At 32.4% G+C, this 18,608-nt stretch carries 16 protein-coding genes and 1 tRNA gene; 15 read left to right on the forward strand and 2 right to left on the reverse strand.

The genetic code is table 11. The features are described 5' to 3' along the window. The 15 genes from AAFP94_RS12495 to AAFP94_RS12565 all read left to right on the forward strand — a co-directional run bounded on the left by AAFP94_RS12495 (window position 1) and on the right by AAFP94_RS12565 (window position 16,252). Complete coding sequence (locus tag AAFP94_RS12495) at window positions 1-783, forward strand: SDR family NAD(P)-dependent oxidoreductase (protein ID WP_316663075.1); 783 nt, start codon at window positions 1-3, stop codon at window positions 781-783. Continuing rightward, on the forward strand, window positions 784-2,400 hold the full coding sequence (locus tag AAFP94_RS12500) for a sulfatase family protein (protein ID WP_316663076.1): 1,617 nt from the start codon (window positions 784-786) through the stop codon (window positions 2,398-2,400). It abuts the gene before it with no gap. 92 nt (window positions 2,401-2,492) lie between these two features. Further along, window positions 2,493-3,347: a fumarylacetoacetate hydrolase family protein gene (locus AAFP94_RS12505; protein ID WP_316663077.1), complete on the forward strand. Its 855-nt coding sequence runs from the start codon at window positions 2,493-2,495 to the stop codon at window positions 3,345-3,347. Between the two features lie 10 nt (window positions 3,348-3,357). Further along, entirely contained in the window at window positions 3,358-4,182 is an 825-nt protein-coding gene (locus AAFP94_RS12510; RefSeq protein ID WP_316663078.1) for an amidohydrolase family protein, read from the forward strand. Window positions 4,183-4,193: 11 nt separating this feature from the next. Further along, on the forward strand, window positions 4,194-5,105 hold the full coding sequence (locus AAFP94_RS12515; RefSeq protein ID WP_316663079.1) for an alkaline phosphatase: 912 nt from the start codon (window positions 4,194-4,196) through the stop codon (window positions 5,103-5,105). 20 nt (window positions 5,106-5,125) lie between these two features. Beyond that, window positions 5,126-7,204 (forward strand): alpha-L-fucosidase, encoded by a 2,079-nt coding sequence (locus AAFP94_RS12520; RefSeq protein ID WP_316663080.1) that lies wholly within the window; start codon window positions 5,126-5,128, stop codon window positions 7,202-7,204. A gap of 17 nt (window positions 7,205-7,221) precedes the next feature. After that, window positions 7,222-8,001, forward strand: coding sequence for an L-fucose dehydrogenase (locus tag AAFP94_RS12525; RefSeq protein ID WP_316663081.1), 780 nt, complete (start codon window positions 7,222-7,224; stop codon window positions 7,999-8,001). Window positions 8,002-8,069: 68 nt separating this feature from the next. After that, entirely contained in the window at window positions 8,070-9,374 is a 1,305-nt protein-coding gene (gene fucP, locus AAFP94_RS12530; protein ID WP_316663082.1) for an L-fucose:H+ symporter permease, read from the forward strand. 28 nt (window positions 9,375-9,402) lie between these two features. Further along, complete coding sequence (locus AAFP94_RS12535) at window positions 9,403-9,741, forward strand: L-rhamnose mutarotase (protein WP_316663083.1); 339 nt, start codon at window positions 9,403-9,405, stop codon at window positions 9,739-9,741. Window positions 9,742-9,757: 16 nt separating this feature from the next. Further along, window positions 9,758-11,458, forward strand: a complete 1,701-nt coding sequence (locus tag AAFP94_RS12540; RefSeq protein WP_316663084.1) for a beta-N-acetylhexosaminidase — start codon at window positions 9,758-9,760, stop codon at window positions 11,456-11,458. A 17-nt stretch (window positions 11,459-11,475) separates the two neighbouring features. Next, entirely contained in the window at window positions 11,476-12,624 is a 1,149-nt protein-coding gene (locus AAFP94_RS12545; RefSeq protein ID WP_409628798.1) for an alpha-hydroxy acid oxidase, read from the forward strand. Between the two features lie 26 nt (window positions 12,625-12,650). Next, the gene (locus AAFP94_RS12550; protein WP_316663086.1) at window positions 12,651-13,559 is read left to right on the forward strand and encodes a nucleotidyltransferase family protein; all 909 of its coding nucleotides are present in this window, start codon (window positions 12,651-12,653) and stop codon (window positions 13,557-13,559) included. After that, window positions 13,546-14,628: a phosphotransferase gene (locus AAFP94_RS12555; protein WP_316663087.1), complete on the forward strand. Its 1,083-nt coding sequence runs from the start codon at window positions 13,546-13,548 to the stop codon at window positions 14,626-14,628. The genes AAFP94_RS12550 and AAFP94_RS12555 overlap by 14 nt, the downstream gene beginning before the upstream one ends. 211 nt (window positions 14,629-14,839) lie before the next feature. Further along, a tRNA-Arg gene (locus AAFP94_RS12560) sits at window positions 14,840-14,913 on the forward strand. A gap of 139 nt (window positions 14,914-15,052) precedes the next feature. Further along, the gene (locus AAFP94_RS12565) at window positions 15,053-16,252 is read left to right on the forward strand and encodes a tyrosine-type recombinase/integrase (protein ID WP_316663088.1); all 1,200 of its coding nucleotides are present in this window, start codon (window positions 15,053-15,055) and stop codon (window positions 16,250-16,252) included. A 14-nt stretch (window positions 16,253-16,266) separates the two neighbouring features. On the opposite strand, the gene AAFP94_RS12570 is transcribed toward AAFP94_RS12565, so the two are convergent. Then, window positions 16,267-16,617 (reverse strand): hypothetical protein, encoded by a 351-nt coding sequence (locus AAFP94_RS12570; protein ID WP_316663089.1) that lies wholly within the window; start codon window positions 16,615-16,617, stop codon window positions 16,267-16,269. Between the two features lie 805 nt (window positions 16,618-17,422). Beyond that, on the reverse strand, window positions 17,423-18,502 hold the full coding sequence (locus tag AAFP94_RS12575) for a toxin-antitoxin system YwqK family antitoxin (protein ID WP_316663090.1): 1,080 nt from the start codon (window positions 18,500-18,502) through the stop codon (window positions 17,423-17,425). Window positions 18,503-18,608 lie beyond the last annotated feature (106 nt).

Consider the following 18,608-nt stretch of genomic DNA (forward strand, 5'->3'; position numbering starts at 1 on the left):
ATGGAGCACTTTAGTCTAAAAGGTAAAAACGTGCTGATTACTGGAGGAGGTAGTGGGATTGGTAAGGCAATCTCTTTAACTTTTGCCAAACAGGGAGCAAAAGTTTATATAATGGATTATAATCTTGAAACTGCTAAAGAAACAGCTGCAGAGATTATCTCAAGCGGTGCATTAGCCGAAGCTTATAAATGTGATGTTGCAAACCAAAATAGTGTTGCAAAGAGCATCACTCGAGTTACCGAAGATGAACCTGTTCATATTTTAATTAATAATGCTGGTATAGCCCATGTGGGTAATATTGAAGATGTTGAAGAGGAAGATTTAGACAGACTATACAATGTAAACATTAAAGGTATTTATAATTGTACAAAGGCTTGCATACCAGTTATGAAGAAAAACAAACAAGGTGTTATTTTAAATTTGGCCTCCATTGCATCATCAGTTGGCGTTTCAGATCGCTTTGCTTATTCAATGACTAAAGGTGCAGTTCTTGCCATGACTTATTCTATAGCCAAAGATTATATAAGTTATGGTATTCGTTGCAATTGTATTTCACCTGCTAGAATTCACACTCCTTTTGTAGACGGATTTATAAAAAAGAACTATCCTGGCAAGGAAGAAGAAATGTTTGACAAACTTTCTAAAACCCAACCAATTGGAAGAATGGGAACACCAGAAGAAGTTGCCAGTTTAGCATTGTATTTGTGTTCTGAAGAAGCCTCTTTTATTACAGGAACTGATTTTCCAATTGACGGTGGTTTTATTAAATTGAATGGAAAATAGATGCGAATAGTCACAATAAAATTTGTAATAGCTTTTAAAAATGCAAAAATAGTTATAAGTTTTATTGCTCTATTCTGTAATTTATACTGTTTTGGACAACCTCAAAAAACAGATGTGAGTTTAGGACAATATCCGAACATTATCTACATTTTAGCAGATGATTTAGGTTATGGAGATATACACGCTTACAATCCAGATGGGAAAATAAGAACTCCTAATTTAGATAAGTTAGCATCAGATGGAATCATGTTTACAGATGCACATACCTCATCAGCAGTCTGTACTCCAACAAGATATGGCATTCTTACTGGAAGATATAATTGGAGAAGCCCACTTAAAAGCGGTGTCCTTACAGGTAAGTCAAAAGCACTAATACCAAAAGAGAGAACGACAATAGCTTCTTTCTTAAAAAAAGAAGGTTATACTACAGCATTTATTGGCAAATGGCATTTAGGTTGGGATTGGGCTATAAAAAGCGGTATAGATAATACAGGTGAAGGTTGGAGCGCTCAAGACTTTAAAGCAATAGATTTTACAAAAGAAATAGCGAATGGTCCTAACGATTTAGGTTTCGATTATGCTTATGGACATAGTGGTTCTTTGGATATGGCACCTTATGTGTATGTTGAAAATGCTAGAATCACACAAGTTCCGGATAAATTAACGAGTAATAATTTAAAATATGGATGGTGGAGAGAAGGTCCAACATCCAATAATTTCATTCATGAAGATGTAACACCACATTTCTTCGAAAAAGCGATTCAGTATATACAAGATATATCCAAAGTTGATAAACCTTTTATGCTGTATCTGGCGTTGCCATCACCACATACTCCTATTTTGCCTTCAGAGAATTGGCAAGGCAAAAGTAAAATAAATCCCTATGGAGATTTTGTGATGATGATAGATGATTATGTAGGGAAGTTATTAAAGGTTATTGAAAATACGGGCATAGAAAATAATACTTTAGTTGTCTTTACGAGTGACAACGGATGTTCACCAGCGGCAGATTTTAATGAGATGATTGCTAAAGGCCATTACCCAAGTTCAATTTATCGAGGGCATAAAGCTGATATTTTTGAAGGAGGACATCGCGTACCATTTATTGTTAAATGGCCAGATAAGATTAAAAAGGGAAACACTTCCGATAAAACAATATGCACGACAGATTTTTTAGCAACCTGTGCAGATATTGTAAACATTCCATTGAAGGATAACGAAGGGGAAGACAGTTATTCTATTTTACCCATATTGTTAAAACCTAATTCCAACAATTATCAAAGAGAAGTTATAATACATCACTCGATAAATGGAAGTTTTGCTATTCGAAAAGGAGCTTGGAAAATGATATTTTGCCCTGATTCAGGAGGATGGAGTCATCCTGAACCCAATTCTGAAGATATCGAAAACTTACCTCCATTTCAATTATATAATTTGGTTGATGACCCTGGAGAAAAGCATAATCTTTTTGGTAAGCATCTTAAAATCAGTAACAAATTATTACAGTTAATGATTACCTATATAGAAAATGGTAGAAGTACTCCTGGAAAAATCCAGAAGAATGACCCAGAAGGTTATGGTTCAAAAACATGGAGTCAATTAAAGGTGTTTTACTAAAAGAAAGGATGAAACAACCAATTGCGAATTTTAAAGCCAACAAAACCCATTGTTTGGGTATAGGAATAAAACAATAAAGTAAATTAAAACAGATGAAAATAATAAGATTTGGAGCACTAGGTAAGGAAAAACCAGGTGTTTTATTAGATAATGGAGAGAAAATAGATGTTTCAGCTTTTGTAACAGACTACGATGAAGATTTTTTTGGAAATGAAGGCATAGAAAAATTGGGCAACTGGTTGAAAAAGAATAAGTCCAATTGCCCTGAAATTTCTAAAAAAGAAAGATTGGGTTCACCTTTGGCTCGTCCTTCAAAATTGGTTTGTGTTGGACTAAATTATGCAAAACATGCCAAAGAAGCTGGAATGCAAATTCCCAATGAACCCGTATTATTCTTTAAATCCACTACTGCCATATGTGGACCTTATGATGATGTTATTATGCCTAAAAATTCAGAGAAAACAGATTGGGAAGTAGAATTAGCAATTGTTATTGGCAAAAAAGCTTCTTATGTAGATTTAGAAAATGCCGAAGATTATATAGCTGGTTATGTATTACATAACGATATTTCTGAACGAGCTTTTCAAATAGAAAAAGAAGGCCAATGGTGCAAAGGTAAGGGCTGTGATACATTTGCTCCTTTAGGTCCATTCATTGCTACAAAAGATGAAATAAAAAACCCTAATAATTTAGAATTATGGTTAGAAGTTAATGGTGAACGTTTACAACACTCATCAACTTCCGATTTTATATTTAATGTGCAAGAAGTTGTTTCATATATAAGTCAATTTATGACTTTGCTACCGGGAGATGTTATTTCAACAGGAACCCCATTTGGAGTTGGTTTAGGCTTTAATCCACCCAAATATCTGAAACCAAATGATGTTATGGAACTGAGTATTGAAGGATTAGGAATTTCTAGACAATATGTAAGAGCATATAAATAATTAAACAAAAATGATAATAGACAGTCATCAGCATTTTTGGATATATGATCCTGTTAGAGATGGTTGGATTGATGAATCTAAAAAGGTTATTAGGAAAGATTTTTTACCTTCAGATTTTGAACTAATTTTAAAGTCTAATAACGTTGATGGTTGTATTGCAGTTCAGGCAGACCAATCTGAAAAAGAAACTAATTTTTTACTTGAATTAGCCGATGAGAATTCTATAATAAAAGGTGTTGTTGGTTGGGTAAATTTACTAGACAGCAATGTAGAAGATAAATTGGCTTATTATTCAAAATGTAAATTCTTTAAAGGCGTGAGACATATTGTTCAAGCGGAATCTGAAGATTTTATGTTAAGAGATGATTTTCAAAAAGGTATTTGTAAATTAGCTCAATTTGGATTAACTTTTGATATTTTGGTCTTTCCTGATCAACTAAAAAATGCTATTGAGTTGGTGCGTAAGTTTCCAAATCAAAAATTCATTCTAGATCATTTGGGTAAGCCATTTATTAAAGATAAAAAAATAAAAAATTGGGAAAGTGATATTCGTAATTTGGCTCAATTTCCAAATGTTGCATGTAAAGTTTCTGGTATGGTCACTGAAGCCAATTGGGAAGATTGGAAAACAAGTGATTTTGATAAATATTTAGATGTGATTTTTGAATCTTTTGGAGTAAAAAGAGTCATGTATGGTTCCGATTGGCCTGTGTGTCTTTTAGCCGCTAGCTACAAACAGCAACTAAATATACTCCAAAATTACTTAAATTCTTTTACTGAAAGAGATAAAAATAAAGTAATGGGAGCTAACGCCATTCAAATTTATAAATTATAGAGATTAAATCAATGAAAACATTCAATCCTTTGAATTTATTATTTCTATTTTTAATTGGTTTTAATTTCTCCTGTTTACAGACCAATAAATCAGAAAATCAGAAACCTCTTGCAAAACATGTTATATTAATAGGTTCGGATGGCTTTGGTGCTTATGCTTTTAATAAAGCTAAAGTCCCAAACTTGAGAAAACTAATGCAAGAAGGCTCTTACTCTTTGGAAGCAAGATGTGTATTACCATCTTCTAGCGCAGTTAATTGGGCATCTATGATTATGGGATCGGGGCCAGAATTACATGGTTATACAGAATGGGGAAGTAAAACTCCAGAATTGCCGTCAAGAATAATTGGGAAAGGGAATATATACCCTACAATATTTAGTTTAATAGAAGAACAACTTCCTGAAGCTAAAAAAGGAGTAGTTTACACATGGGGAGGAATTGGTTATCTATTTGAAAAGAGCATGGTAGATATAGATTATAATGGAAAAACAGATGTTGATACTGCTAAAAAAGCATTAAAGTTTATTGTGGACGAAAAACCAGCCTTAACGTTTATACATTTTGATGAGCCAGATGGAGCAGGACATAACATTGGACATGATACTCCTGAATATTATGAGGCTGTGGAGAAAATAGATAGTTTGGTGGGTATTATAATTACAACTTTAGAGAAAAATAATTTAATGGATGATACCGCAATCATTTTTTCATCAGATCATGGAGGCATTGGTAAAGGTCACGGTGGAAAAACTTTAGAAGAAGTTGAAATACCATGGATTCTTTGTTGCAAAAATATACCTAAAAAAGGAAAGCTTAACTCAAGTATTGTTACATACGATACAGCTGCAACAATAGCACAAATTTTGGGGATTGAACAACCACAATACTGGACTGGACGATCTGTTTTATCTGAAATTAAATAAATCATCAAATGGCTAGGTATATGAATAATATTTTAGGATTAATGGTAGTTTGGTTATTGTGTTCTTGCAACAACATCCAGCCTCCAAAGCCCTTTGGCCCATTACCTTCCAAAAATCAATTAGAATGGCACAAAATGGAACATTATGCGTTCATCCATTTTAATATGAATACTTTCACCAATATGGAATGGGGTTTTGGCAATGAAAGTCCAAGACAATTCAACCCTACTAACTTGGATGCTAGTCAATGGGCAAAAACTATTAAAGATGCTGGCATGAAAGGTGTTATTATTACAGCAAAACACCATGATGGCTTTTGTTTATGGCCTTCAAAATATACCGAGCATTCCGTTAAAAACTCACCTTGGAAAAATGGAAAAGGTGATGTTCTCAAAGATCTTTCTGAAGCGTGCAAGGAATATGGATTAAAAATGGGAGTGTATTTATCACCATGGGATAGAAATCATGCAGATTATGGAAAACCAGAATATATTGAATATTTTCAGAATCAATTACGCGAACTATTAACCAATTATGGTGACATTTTTGAAGTTTGGTTTGATGGAGCCAATGGTGGTACTGGATATTATGGTGGAACCAATGAAACTCGAAAAATTGATAATAAAACATACTATCAATGGGATAAAGTTGCAGAAATTGTAGAAGAATTACAACCTAATGCTGTTATTTTTGGTGATGGTGGTCCTGGTGTTCGATGGGTTGGTAATGAAGAGGGTTGGGCAAATGAGACCAATTGGAGTTTAATTAGAAAAGATGAAGTTTTTCCAGGTTATGATAAATATACTGAACTTCGTTCGGGTCATGAAAATGGTACACATTGGGTACCTGCCGAATGCGATGTGTCTATTAGACCAGGTTGGTATTATCATCCAGCAGAAGATAATAAAGTCAAATCTTTATCTCATTTGGTGAAAATTTATTATGAATCTGTCGGTAGAAATGCTTCATTGTTGCTAAACTTGCCTGTTGACCATAGAGGATTAATACATGAAAAAGATATTGAACAAGTAATGGCTTTAAAACAGCAATTGGATAAGGATTTTGCAAACAATCTTACCAAGAATGTCTCAATAGTAGCAAGCCAAGTAAGAGGAAACAGCACAATTTATGACGCTTCTAACCTTGTTGATGAAGATGAAAATACCTATTGGGCGACTAATGACAATGTTACAGATGCAAATGTTACAATAGAGTTTCCAGAACCAAGAGAATTTAACCGCTTTTTGGTTCAAGAGTATATTCCTTTAGGCCAACGAATTAAAAAATTTTCTATTGAGGTCGAGATAAATGGTCAATGGAAAACAATCGACACCCAAAGTACTATTGGCTATAAGAGAATATTAAAATTTAAACCTATTGTTGCTTCTAAATTAAGGTTTCATGTTTTAGAATCGAAGGCGTGCATTGCAATATCGAATATAGAAATTTACAATGCACCAATAATTGTAGAACCACCTGTTATTGTAAGAAATAAAGAAGGTTTAGTAAGTATCAGTAATACTGAAGAAGAATCCACTATATTTTATTCAACAAACGGGATTGATCCAAATATAGAATCTTCAGTATTCAAGGAAAACTTTTTTGTAAAGACGCCTACCACCATTAAAGCTATTACATACGATTATAAAACGAATCGCTTAAGCGAAATAATAGAAAAGAGATTTGATATTAGCAAAGGACTTTGGACTGTTCTTAATGACCAAAATATGAAAGAATCCATAAAAGCAATCGATAATGACTCTAATACGAATTGTAATATTATGAGTACAACAGGAAGTCCAGAATTGATCGTCGATTTAGGAAAACAAGAATTGATAACTGGATTTACTTACACTCCTGATCAAGGACGGTTTGTAAAGGGAGTTATTACAGATTATTCTTTTTTTATAAGTTCAGATAAAGTTAAATGGAGACTAATAAAAACTGATGAATTTTCTAATATTATCAATAATCCAATTAAACAAATGATTAAATTTAATAGTTCTGTTAACGGCCAATTTGTAAAATTGGTTGCAAATAGTATAATGAATAATGAAGCAAATGCAGTTGTTGCAGAGTTTGGAGTTCTGACTCAATAATTAAATTTTAAATTAAAATGAACTTAAATTTAAAAGACAAGGTTATAATAGTTACTGGTGGATCTAAAGGAATAGGGTTGGGCATTACCCAATCCCTATTGCAGGAAGGCGCTATACCAGTTATAATAAGTAGGAATAAAGCAAGTGTGGAAAGTGTTGTAAACAAAATAACTTCTGAAGGAAAACATGCTAGTTATGTTATTACAGAATTAACTGATCCTGAACAATGTAGAAAAGCTGTAAAGTGTGTAATTGATAAGTTTGGACGCATAGATGGTTTAGTTAACAATGCAGGTGTAAATGATGGAGTTAGTCTTGAAAATGGAAACTACGAAGATTTTATTGAATCATTAAAACGCAATTTAGTCCATTATTATCTTATAGCACATCATGCATTACCTGAATTGAAGAAAAGTAAAGGGAGCATTGTGAACATAAGTTCTAAAACTTCTGTAACAGGTCAAGGAGGAACTTCTGGATATGCTGCAGCCAATGGAGGTAGAAATGCACTAACAAGGGAATGGGCTGTAGAATTATTATCTTTTGGAATAAGAGTAAATGCTGTAATCGTAGCAGAGTGTTATACACCTTTATACGAAAATTGGTTGAATACTTTTGATAATCCAGATAAAAAATTAAAAGCCATTACAGATAAGATACCATTAGAAAACAGAATGACGACCCCAGAAGAAATTGCCAATACAGTTGCTTTTTTATTATCTGATAAATCAAGTCATACAACAGGGCAATTAATTTTTGTTGATGGAGGTTATACGCACCTTGATAGAGCATTGTAAGTTGTTTGACGAAAAAAGTTTTAAACATTAATATCGTTCAGTAATTTTTAAATCTAACACTTTAAAATATGAATAATTCAAAACCTGTTGTTGTATCGAAGAAGTTACTTTTACCCTTTATTTTAGTTACATCTTTGTTTGCATTATGGGGATTTGCTAATGCTGTTACAGATCCAATGGTACAAGCCTTTAAAAAAGTGTTGGAGTTGTCTAACTCTCAAGCAGCTTGGGTTCAAATGGCGTTTTATGGAGGTTATTTTTGCATGGCATTACCAGCAGCAATGTTTATGCGGAAGTATTCATATAAGGTAGGTATTTTAATTGGATTAGCATTATATGCTACGGGTGCCTTACTTTTTTATCCAGCAGCACAAACAGAAAATTTTATGTTTTTCTGTATAGGACTATATATTTTAACTTTTGGGTTAGCCTTTTTAGAAACTGCTGCCAATCCTTATATATTGGCCATGGGAGCAAAGGAAACAGCTACCCAACGTTTAAATTTAGCACAAGCCTTTAATCCGGTTGGATTAATTGGTGGATTGCTTGTAGCTCAACATTTTGTTTTAAAGAATTTACAATCTGATGATGTTGTAGATTTCTCTGTTTTAGACGAAGCCTCTAAAATTGCAATTAAAACTTCGGATTTAATGGTTATTCGTAATCCCTACGTGATATTGGGTTTATTACTTATTGGTGTTTTTGTATTATTTCTAGTGAGTAAAATGCCGCAATCCAAAGACGAAGGAGGTATGCCAAAAATAAAAGACACATTTATCACTCTTGGAAAAAACAAAAAATATGTGCTCGGAGTACTAGCACAAATTTTTTATGTGGGAGCACAAATTATGTGTTGGACCTATATTTACCAGTATGCCGAAGCACTTGCCATAGATAGTGTCACAGCTGGAACATATCAATTAATTGCTTTTATTTTATTTATTGTTGGAAGAGCAATAGGCACCTATTTACTTCGGTTTGTAAGTTCAGGTAAATTACTCATGTACTTTGCAGTATGTTCTTTGTTACTTTCATTAGGGACTATTTTAATTCAAGGCGTTTTGGGGTTATATTGTTTGGTTGGCATTTCGTTTTTTATGTCACTTATGTTTCCAACCATTTATGGAATTGCTTTGAGAGACTTAACAGAGGAACAATCTAAAGTAGGTTCAGCCGGATTAGTCATGGCTATTGTTGGAGGAGCTTTAATGCCAAAATTACAAGGTATAATTATAGATTTGGGAGGTAATGGTGTTGCAGATACTCAAATTATTGGTGTTTCTGAAGTAAATTTCTCATTCATTTTGCCATTGCTATGTTTCTTTTATATTGCTTGGTATGGTTTAAGTGTGAAAAGAAGGTTTGAAACTTAAATTCAAAAGGTAAATCATAAGATTAAAAATGAAAAAATTTAAACGATATTGTTTGGCTTTAGATTTAATTGATGAAAAAGGTTTAATACAAGAATATAAAGATCATCATAAAAACGTTTGGACAGAAATAGTTTCAAGCATAAAAAATTCAGGAATAGAACATCTTGAAATATACTGTGTATCTAACCGATTGTTTATGATTTTGGAAGTTAACGATTCCTTTTCTTTTGAGAAAAAATCAAAAAATGATAAATCAAATCCAAAGGTTCAAGAATGGGAAAACCTTATGTGGAGGTATCAACAAGCATTACCGGTTGCACAGCCCGGTGAAAAATGGTTATTAATGGATAAAATTTATGAATTATAAATAACAAATCTATACAATGAGAATTTCAATTATAACACTTATTTGTTTAATAAGCTTTTCTTGTACTAACAAATACAAAGACATTACAAATACAGCAAACGACTATCAAGTTATACCAAAGCCATTAAAATTAGAAATGCATCCGGGTAAGTTTTTAGTAGACGAAAATACTAAAATTGTAGGTAATGAGATTTTAAAAAACGAGGGTGAGTTTTTAGCAAGCATTTTAAGTGCTGCAACGGGCACAACCATTAATTTTTCATCAGAAGGTTCAGGAAACATCACACTTAAATTAGATAATACTATTGAAAATGAAGAAGGGTACACTTTAAATGTAGTGTTCAACAACATAGAAATATCTGGTAAAACCACTAAAGGCGTTTTTTATGGCATTCAAACATTAAGGCAATTAATACCATTAAATATTGAATCTGCCGAATTAACAATTCCTGCAGTAGTAATAATCGATAGTCCAAGGTTTAAATACAGAGGTATGCATTTAGATGTAGCGCGCCATTTCTTTCCTATAGATTTTGTTAAGAAATATATAGATTTAATTGCAATGCATAAAATGAATACATTTCATTGGCATTTAACCGAAGATCAAGGTTGGAGAATTGAAATTAAAAAATACCCCAAGCTAACCGAAATTGGTGCGTGGAGGTACGGTACTATTATTGGGAAGCATCCAGGTACGGGTAATGATCAGAAAAAATACGGTGGCTTTTATACCCAAGAAGACATTAAAGAGATTGTTGCTTATGCGACTTCAAAACATGTCGCTGTAATTCCAGAAATAGAGTTGCCTGGGCATAGTAGTGCAGCTATTGCCGCTTATCCTAGTTTAAGTTGTTTCCCAGAGGAACCAACGCTTATTCTATCAACTTCGAAAAGAACAAATATCGAAATGGGGTCTGACAAAGGAAAAGAAATTCAAGGATCAGGAACACCAAAAATAGTTCAGGAAACTTGGGGAGTTTTTAACGATGTTTATTGCGCAGGTAAAGATGAAACCTTTATCTTTTTGCAAGATGTTTTAGATGAAGTTATTCCATTATTTCCTTCAGAATATATCCATATAGGTGGAGATGAGTGCCCAAAAGCTAATTGGGAAAGATGTTCAGACTGTCAAAAAAGAATTAAAGTAGAAGGTTTGCATGACGAACACGAGTTACAGAGCTATTTTATAACACGCATTGAAAAATATTTAAATTCCAAAGGCAAAAAAATTATTGGCTGGGACGAAATTTTAGAAGGAGGTTTGGCGCCAAATGCTACCGTTATGTCTTGGCGAGGAACCCAAGGTGGGATTGAAGCAGCAAAACAAAAGCATGATGTGATAATGACGCCTAACCATTCATGTTACTTTGATCATTATCAAGTTAAAACTGATGAAGAAAAAGCTAATGAGCCATTAGCAATTGGCGGAAACATTTCAGTCAAGGATGTATATGCTTATGAACCTATACCGGAGGAATTAACTTCCGAGGAGCAAAAATACGTTTTAGGTGCTCAAGCAAATTTATGGACAGAATATATAAAAACAACCGATTATGCGGAATACATGATTTTACCAAGAATGACAGCATTGTCTGAAGTGGTATGGGCTTCTAAGGAAAATAAAGATTGGGATGATTTTAGTCAACGCCTAAAGACAATGCGTAAACATTATGATGTACTTGGGTTAAATTATGCTAAACATACATTTAAAGATTAAAGCCAGAGATAAAATCTATTCAGATGAATTTTAATACTAAATACCCATCTATTGATGATTTAAGAAAAAAAGCAAAAAAGAGAATTCCAAAATTTGCTTTTGAGTATTTAGATGGTGGCTGTAATGAAAATGTCAATCTTAAAAAAAACACAGATCGAATTCGAGATATAGAACTAAAACCAAACTATTTAATAAGTCATAAAAAATCTAGCTTAAAGACCAAATTATTTGGTCATACATACGATGCTCCGTTTGGAATAGCACCAATTGGGTTACAAGGATTAATGTGGCCTAAATCACCCGAGATATTAGCTAAAGCAGCTTTTGAACATAATATTCCATTTATTTTAAGTACAGTAACTACAGCAAGCATCGAGGTCATTTCTGAAATTACCGAAGGACAGGCTTGGTTTCAACTTTATCATCCTGCTGAAGAAGATGTTACAAGAGACCTTTTAAAACGTGCAGAAAATGCTTCATATAAAGTTTTAGTTATTTTAGCAGATGTACCAACTTTCGGATTTAGGCCCAAAGATATTAAGAACGGCCTTTCAATGCCACCAAGAATGACCTTAAAAAATATATTGAATATTTTATCAAGACCAGAATGGGCCATTAAAACTTTAATTAATGGACAACCTAATTTTGAAAGTTTAAAACCATATATGCCAAAAAATTTGGATATGAAACAATTAGGCAAATTTATGGATGTTACTTTTGAAGGAAGATTGAATGAAGACAAAATAAAACGCTTAAGAGATCTTTGGAAAGGCAAAATAGTTCTTAAGGGAGCAGAATCTATTCATGATGTCGAATCTGCTCATCGTTTAGGAATTGATGGTATTATTGTTTCTAATCATGGTGGTCGACAAATAGATATGGGCGAAGCAACTATAGATGCTGCAAAATCTATTGTGCCGCTCTATAAAAACACATTGCCCATTATGATGGATAGCGGAATTAGAGGAGGTGCAGATATTGCTAGAGTATTGGCAAATGGCGTGGATTTTGCATTTTTAGGAAGAAGTTTTATGTATGGTGTATCTGCTTTAGGACAAAAAGGAGGAGATCATACTATTTCTTTGCTAAAGACCCAATTAAAACAAGTCATGGAACAGCTTTCTTGTCAGAGTACTTCAGATTTTCCAAAATATTTGATAGAATAATTTAAGATCATATTATTACTCTATATATGAAAGAAGAAAAGCTTTCGCTCATTATTATGGCTGCAGGAATGGGTAGTCGATATGGAGGACTAAAACAATTGGATTCCTTCACACCACGAGGATACACAATTATTGATTTTTCGCTATTTGATGCTTTACGTGCAGGTTTTGGAAAGTTTGTATTTGTTATCCGAAAAAGTCTTGATAAAGAGTTTAAAGAAATTTTCAATAAAAAACTTGAGGGTAAAGCAGAAGTTGAATATGTATATCAGGAACTTGAATACGTACCAAAAAAATACGTCAACCCTGAAAGATCAAAACCTTGGGGCACCGGTCATGCGCTTTTAATGGCAAAAAACGAGATCCAAGAAAATTTTGCAATTATTAATGCAGATGATTTTTATGGTAGAGAAGCATTTGAAGTGATGGCAAAAAACTTACGCAATAAAGATAAAAATTCATATGATTTTAGTATGGTTACGTATTTATTAAAGAATACAGTATCGGATTACGGATTTGTTTCAAGAGGAATATGTCAAGTAAATGGCAATGGATATTTGACAGATATCCGTGAGCTAACACATATAAAAAAGACAAACAATGAAATAATTTATAAAGATGAATACGGCAACTTTTATCCAATTCATGAAGACACAATCGTATCAATGAATTTTTTTGGTTTTACTCCAAAATGTTTTGAATTTGTTGAAGAATTGTTTAATCAGGTTCTCGAATTAAATGAAGGAAATATAAAGGCTGAATTTTATCTTCCAGAAATTATAAAAGAGATTTTGAATTCAGGATTAGGAACTGTACAGGTTTTGAGTTCAGATGCCAAGTGGTTTGGAGTCACTTATAAAGATGACAAAGAAATAGTTCAAAAAGCTATTGGTGAATTAATAGAACAAAACATCTATCCTGGTGAACTTTGGTAGTATTATAGAAGAAAAGCTAAAAAATGTATTTGACAAATTTAATCATCAAGGTCAATTTGATTCCTTTTATGAATTGGCTTCAGGGCACATAAATGATACTTACTTTATAAAATCAAGAGTAAAACCAAATTTTATTTTGCAGAGAATTAATGACAAAGTTTTTAAAGATGTACCTGGTATGATTAAGAATAAAATAAAGATTAGTCACCATATACAAAAAAAACTAAATCACTTAAACAAGGATGAATTAAAAAGAAGAGTATTAACATTTGTCTATACGAAAGACGGCAGTACATATTTTAAAGATGATTATGGTTGTTTTTGGAATATGACTATTTTTATAGAAGACAGCAAAACTTTTGAAATTGTTGAGAATGAAGACATAGCCTATGAAGCTGGTAAGTTATTTGGAGATTTTCTCAAGCATACAGACGATTTTAATGTATCTGATTTAGTAGAAGCCATCCCAAATTTCCATAAAATGTCTTACAGATATTCAATATTTGATGAGGCAATATCGAATTCTAATAAAGTAAGACTTGAAAAATCATTCCCTTATATTAATATTGTTAACGAACTTAAAAATGAAATGCATATTCTTGAGAATATGACGAATATGGGTTTATTTAAATTAAGGGTAACTCATAATGACACAAAAATATCGAACGCTTTATTTGATAATGAGAATAAAGGTTTGTGTGTAATAGATACAGATACTGTAATGCCAGGTATTGTGCTTTTTGATTTTGGAGATGCTATTAGGACAATTTGTAATAACGCTACAGAAGATGAAACTAATCTTGATAAAGTGAGCTTTAATTTTAATTATTATTATGCATATAAGAATGGTTTTTTAGAGACATTGGGCAATTCATTATCAGAAACTGAAATTAATCATTTGCCATTAGGAGTTAAAACAACAATATTCATTATGGCTTTACGGTTTTTAACAGATTATTTACTTGGCGATGTATACTATAAAACGGGATACCCCGAACACAATTTGAATCGAGCTAAAAATCAATTCAAATTAATTGAAAGCTTTACAGAAAAAATGAAGTCAATATAAAAGCATTTTATTAATGTAGGTAGAGTTTGCTTGTAGCTATATTACCGAAAAATTCAAGTAAAATGAAATTAATATTGTTAGAAAAAAAACGCAATTTAGGATAATGTTTTTTAATAGTAATTGTATATTTGCCACCGCAAAGATAAATACGATTTAATTTTTAAAGATTTTTGTATTTTTCATATAATATATTCAGGAGTAATCCTTGAATGGTCGCGTAGCTCAGCTGGATAGAGCATCTGCCTTCTAAGCAGACGGTCACAGGTTCGAATCCTGTCGCGATCACATAATAACCTGTTGATTATCAGCAGGTTATTTTTGTTTATACCATTTGGTAATTTTCCAGAGAAGCAGATTATTTTGCTATTTTATCACGCAAAACGTGCACAATACGACGCACACTTTGACCATAATACTTCTAATTATGGCAACGGTAAAAACCACTCTAGACACACGTAGACCAAAAGTTAATGGAGCTTACAACATCATTTTTAAAATTAGACACCACAGCAAAGTCTATACTATTAACTCAGGCATTGCGATCCTAGACCGCTATTGGGATTACGAACATTCTAAGATTACAAAACAGCATCCTAATTCTAAGCTATTAAACTTAAAGCTTTTAAAAGATTACTTTAAAATTGAAAAAGCTATGCTCACATTAGATGATGATTTTACAATTGAAAAACTGCGAAATAACTTTAAAGGAATTGCACCAAATACATCAAAATCGTTTAAAAAGCATGCACAAAAATTAATAGATGAATTAATGGCTACCAATAAAACAGGTAATGCTATTGTTTACAGAACTGCTACCAATAGATTATTAGAGTTTTGTGGCAAGGATATTATGCTTAATGAAATAGATTATAAACTTCTAGATAAATTCATACATCACTTACAACTAAAAGGCCTTAAACAAAACAGCATATCAAACTATTTAAGGACTATACGAGCAATTTACAATAAGGCTATAAAATACAAGCTTGTTGATCGTTCTAGTCATCCATTCTACGACATTAGTATCAAGTCCCAGAAAACAGCAAATAAGGCTATTACAAAAGAGAATTTAGAGCGATTGATAAGTTTACCTTTAGAAGAAGATTCAGCCTCATGGAAGGCCTTAAATTACTTCATGCTAAGCTTCTATTTAAGAGGAATTTCATTTACTGATATGGCCTATTTAAAACGCTCTAATATCATAAATGGTAGAGTAGAATACATTCGTAGAAAAACACATAAGCATTATAGTGTTAAACTATTTGGCAATGCAAAATCTATTATAAACAATTTGCATGAAATGGATCAAGATTATTTGTTGCCCGTATTAAATAATAGTATTGTTGAAGATAGCCTAGATGCTAAACGAATCATAAAGCAATGGATAAAAACGACTAATAAGTATTTGAAACGCTTCTCTGGAGAGATTAAAACCTCGGTTATCATAACCACATATTCTTCCCGTTATTCATTCGCTAATGTTGCTAAACAACTAGGATATTCTAATGAGCTTATTGCTGAGGCACTTGGCCACTCTTATGGCAATAAAACAACAGCAATTTACCTAGATTCATTTGATACAAATAAAATAGATGATATGCACTTCAAGGTTATTTCATTTTAATAAGTGCTAATAACTTAGTTAAAGTTTTTAATTTTTTTCTTGATTTTGTGCATTTTACGCTTTCTTTTAACTTCTTCAAGCAACTCAGGTTTAATTTTACTTATCTTGATTTTTAAAGTTTGATATGCTCTAGATTCAAGACTTACTTTATTATGTCCTTGTTTTGGTTTGTAAATCATATTCCATAGTTCAAAAGGGTGTCTGTCTATCATAAAATCAATACGCACATAGTTGTCTTTCCATTTTATAATATCGTTTAGTCTTATTTTTTTAGAAATCGGTAAAATACTGTTCTCTGGTACGTGTGCAGATGGTTTTAAACATCTAAAATTACCAATTGGTACATTTGTTTTTTTTCTTTTCATTTTTACTAAATTTTTAAGTGTTATTAAATTGAGGAGATGTTAGCAGATACTATTAATCAGCAAGCTTAAAGTTACCTCTCAAGCTCAACAAATACAAGGGGTAACAACACTTTTATGAATATTTCAATGAAAATTTTATTGCTATGATATGGCTAAAAACAAGTTACTATTTGGCTTATTTTGACGTGTTTTTTAACAATTCAAAAAAAAGCATTGCATTATTCGCAATAAAATGGTGTTTTTGTTGAAAGCCTTAACTCAAAAATTAAGTCAATTATGAAAAATTATTGCAAATTTTAGTATAGTTTCTTCTAGTTTTTGATAGAAGGCTATTTTTTTGATTAAATAATAAATAATGATCGCATCCATGAGCTCTATAATTAGCTCGGATGCTCCAGATAAGAATATAAAATTATAGAGTTTATAATACCATTAAACTTTAATTTTTAATGTTAAAAGCTATAATTAAATTTATTGTAGAAAAAAGAGGCGTACTCTAAATACACATATTTTGTTACTTTTTACAGCAGTTAAAAAATCTAAACATTGTATTAATATAGCTTTGTTGATTCTCTGGAGAATGTAAAATGTTAATTTTAATCTATTTGAAACAAATAAAGGTACTTCTTATAACAACGCCCACATGGTTTAAGCAAAAGAGGTGTACTCCCGTCAAGTTTGTCTAAACTAATGCCAAAGCTATGTTTACATAATGTGCTGTTATGATACAGACAAGCTGTAGATCATAACGCCATTATGTAAAATAGCCTCAAGATTGAACGATTTTTTTGAAGAAGTGAGGGTTTTAGTAATTCTTTTCAGAAACTATCTTTCCATCTTCATAGGTGGTTTCTTTAATTAGTTTTCCTTCTTCATCATAGTTTTTCCAAACACCCTCTTCCTTGCCATCTCTATATGTTCCTTCATCCTGTAGATGCCCATTATCATGCCAAAGCTTCAAAACACCATCCTCTTTACCTTCCTTGTACGTTTTTTCTATCCATAACTGTCCATTTTCATACCACGATTTCTTTAATCCTTCCATTTTGCCATCTTCCCATGTTGCTTCAGCTTTTAACTGTCCATTCTCATACCATTCTTTTTTATCAACACGCAGTGCTTGATACTCTTCATATTGATTTGGCCAATAATACATTTCTTCTTCTTTTAACTGCCCGTTTTCAAAATACACTTTCCATGGACCAAACTCTGGGCAATATGTCTTTTGCGCTTTTTTGATACTATCAAGTAATTGATTTGCTTGAGAATAATCACCATTTTTTTTGGAATAATATCTAAGATTATTTATGTAGGACTTAAAACCGTTTTTAACAAGCTTACCATACATTGCGTCCTTAAATTCCAAACGCCTTTCCACATATTCCTTTGGGCTTATCCATACTTGAAGCTCACTCTCTGAAACTGGAAACAATTTAAGCATGCGTCCAGCAAGAGCATGCCATAATAACTCCATTCGCCGATTTGCCTCAATAATCTCCTTCTGAATTTCTGTGGGTGTTTCCTCCCTGAATGCTTCTACAAGATAAGGAGCCAGCTTATATTTTCCATCTGCCGCAAAAAAATTAGCAAAGGCTACATGACTTTCTTTCAGATCAACACCAATAAGCTTTCTAATAGTATCAGCTGTTTTTGGATTCAAATAAATTATTGGGACATGATCCCAAAATCGTGGACTTTCCATCATGGACAAAAAGACTTGATTGGAATTAAATTCTTCGTAATGATCGTAATTGGAAAGTTTTATTAGTAGGTCTGAAGAAAAGGAATTTACAGTTTTCATTCGACCATCAGAATCCTGTATCACCAAATTGCCGAACTTTTCCGCATGCCCAACCGATGACATGATAACCGACCCCCTATTCATTTTTAAAATTGAGTCGATCTTAACTTTAGAAGTTAGGGAGCTTTCGACTTTGCCATTATTTTCTTGACCACAAATTATTTGAGAAATGAATAATAATATAAAAGGC

Source organism: Gilvirhabdus luticola (genome assembly GCF_040117515.1).
GTDB lineage: Bacteria > Bacteroidota > Bacteroidia > Flavobacteriales > Flavobacteriaceae > Gilvirhabdus > Gilvirhabdus luticola.